This is a genomic window from Nostoc sp. XA010, from assembly GCF_020829625.1.
Lineage (GTDB): Bacteria > Cyanobacteriota > Cyanobacteriia > Cyanobacteriales > Nostocaceae > Nostoc.
The window spans coordinates 1-2,782 of the sequence record NZ_JAIVFX010000126.1 but is presented as its reverse complement, the minus strand read 5'-3'; the positions used below and the strand labels follow the sequence as shown (position 1 = coordinate 2,782).

3 protein-coding genes are annotated in these 2,782 nt (G+C 37.9%); 1 reads left to right on the top strand and 2 read right to left on the bottom strand.

Annotated features, from left to right (window positions below; genetic code table 11):
- Positions 1-106: 106 nt before the first annotated feature.
- Together LC608_RS36585 and LC608_RS36580 are read right to left on the bottom strand one after the other, a co-directional pair.
- Complete coding sequence (locus LC608_RS36585) at positions 107-565, bottom strand: hypothetical protein (RefSeq protein ID WP_229558178.1); 459 nt, start codon at positions 563-565, stop codon at positions 107-109.
- A gap of 198 nt (positions 566-763) precedes the next feature.
- Positions 764-925, bottom strand: coding sequence for a CopG family transcriptional regulator (locus LC608_RS36580; RefSeq protein WP_229558177.1), 162 nt, complete (start codon positions 923-925; stop codon positions 764-766).
- Between the two features lie 843 nt (positions 926-1,768).
- On the opposite strand from LC608_RS36580, the gene LC608_RS36575 reads away from it, so the two are divergent.
- Positions 1,769-2,692 (top strand): hypothetical protein, encoded by a 924-nt coding sequence (locus LC608_RS36575; protein ID WP_308189988.1) that lies wholly within the window; start codon positions 1,769-1,771, stop codon positions 2,690-2,692.
- Positions 2,693-2,782 lie beyond the last annotated feature (90 nt).

Sequence of the window (2,782 nt, the reverse complement as noted above, 5' to 3'; positions counted from 1 at the left end):
AGTTTTTTCCCAATCTGAATCCGAAATTTCAATTCCGTAGGCGAGGCAGTTTTCATCCATGCATTTTAATCTACCATCTCAGTAACCCATTTTTGATTGTAGCGTTTCAGATCCTGTGAACAGTTACATAGAAATCACTATAGTCCATTTCTTCCGAAGGTTTTTGTACACCAATCTTGCGATACGGAACTCTAAAAAACCTAGCTGCTTTAGTCACAGAGTAATGTGAAGCATCTGATGCATACAAAATAGCATTAGGATAGTTTTCTCTCCCTAAGAGTATTCCGTATAAGTTACCTTCGGTTCCACTGGTAGTTACGTATCCCCACCAATCTTGAAGGTGGTATAAATTTGCAAAAAATTGCAACACCTCTTTTTCAAAATCTCGTGAATCAATTCGATAATTCGATTTAGTAAAGCAATCTCCTCCAAGGTTATTAATTGAGTATTTCAGAAAAGGTAATAAAAATGTATGATCGTGTTTTAAGTTGTAGGGATACCCTAAATGAAACTCAGAGGCTTCATTAAGAATTAGCTGATAATCAGAAAGAAAGTCAACATCCATTTTATTATCCCAAATCTTATTGTTAAGTAATTCTTTTAAATGCGTTCAAATAATCTCAAGTAGGTGTAGAAGTACCAAGCTCATTTCTGCATCAGCACCTTCTGTGTCAAAACTACCAGCTTGGACATTTACTTCCTGAAAATTAGCATTTACTTATACATTTAATTACTGAGTAACTATGCTCTACAACCATGTTTTTCAATTTGCATCTGGTGTTGATTCAACAGTTAAAGAGCGGATTAACTCTCGAATTACATCCGTTGCTGGTCGTCCTGTTATTGAGCAGTATTTCTCTAACTTCTCTGCTTCGCTTGATGTCAGATTGATTGTCAGGCGTTTGATAGCCCATTTCTTATTCACTGATTCAATTAACTCTACTTGAAACTACTTCTCTAATATCAATCATTCGAGCTGTTATCACAATGATAAAATTAATGATATTAGCTTCAAGAAGCTGTAAAGGAAACACTACTAACTTTGAAGCCGAAGTGAAGAGTTAAAATATAGCTTAAATTATGAATTTTAAGTATTTTATAAATAAAAATTATGAATAGAGCATAAGCTAAAAGTTTTTCTGTAATTAATCATTCAGTGGAAATACTTAGTAACTACACCAGAGCTTAATAACCACTGCGTTCCTACTAATTAGCCAAAATCATCATCTATCATAGTTTCAATCATTAGACAAAGACTTGACCGTACCAATAGGCAACCAGATATCAGCGAACTTACTACGGTTGCAGCCCTTGTGATCTGTGAAATGGGTAGGCGCAGCCCGCCGCAGGCATCGCAATATCGTGTTACAAGGTAAATGCCCAGGTTTATTGTCGAATAACAAATTATTTGCCGTCATTATACATTACTGTCGCTCTACGACGCACCCTGCCAAGTTAGGCTGTATCAAAGATTAGCCCATTATACAGACACCATATAAGTCTTTTTTGTCTGCCATTATTCCAAGGAATCCAACGTGCTACAACATAGCTGGGATGAAAATTTCATCAATTGAAAACTTTAACGACATTAATTTGATAACACGACAAAGAAATTGTTATCCGACATCATAAAGTGAATCTTTACTTTTGAGGTATAAAATATGCCGAAAACGTCAAAGTGAGGTGAATTTTTGTGCCCAAAAACAGTACTAAACTTAAGGTTGAGAACTGAAGTTACTGAAAAAATTGATTTAGGTAGTAAAAGATTATGACAAATATCATTGGAACTAAGGGTAATGATACGCTAGTAGGCAGCGAGTTAGCTGATACGATTAATGGTCTTGCAGGCAACGATACCATTACAGGTAAGGGGGGCGACGACACCTTGACTGGTGGCGGTGGGAAGGATCAGTTTGTTTACAAGCAAAGGGTGACGTCCCCCGACCAGGACGGCACTGATACTATCACTGATTTCGGTGGTGTCGGTAAAGGAATAAACCCGGCAGCAGCAGTAATTGCCGAAGTGGACACATTAAAATTCGAGTCCAATGACTTGTTCGGTGCCCGAAATCTGCTGCTTACCCAAAACGGCAGCAATCTGGAAATCACCTTTGAAGCATTTGAAGGCTTTGAAACTGATCGATTCCTTGCTCTAGATGCACGTAGTGCCAAAGTCATCCTGCAAAACTTCAAATTAGAAAACTTGCAGAACCTGAAAGCAACTGGTGCAAGACCAGCTATCGGCAATATTTTGTTTAGTGGGCAAACTAGCATTACTGACAGCTTTAGTGTCCTAGATGCCAACTCCACAGATATAAGCGTCGGCATCAAGAATACAGTCACCTTCCTTAATGACCTCCATAACAACATTAGGGGTTTAGATGCTTCAGATGATGTGGTTAATGGTCAGGGCGGTAATGATAAAATCAATGGCTTGAGTGGCAATGACCTTTTGAGAGGTGGTGTGGGCAAAGACACGCTCGTTGGTGGTGTAGGAAATGACACGCTCGTTGGTGGTGTAGGGAATGACTCCCTGGTTGACGGTACTGGGGATGATAATTTGAATGTTAACTATTCACAAAGCAATAATCTACTGTGTGGTAGCGATGGAAATGATTATCTCTTTGCCTATGGTGACTACATCGAGTCCCCTGATCAGGGCAAACGCATCTTATTTACTAATAAAAACTAAGAAAGATTTCAAAATGACATAAATAATTGTAGAAATTAAGTAAATAATAAACAAAGTAAATCAATTATTTTCGCAATCTGTGAATTAGCT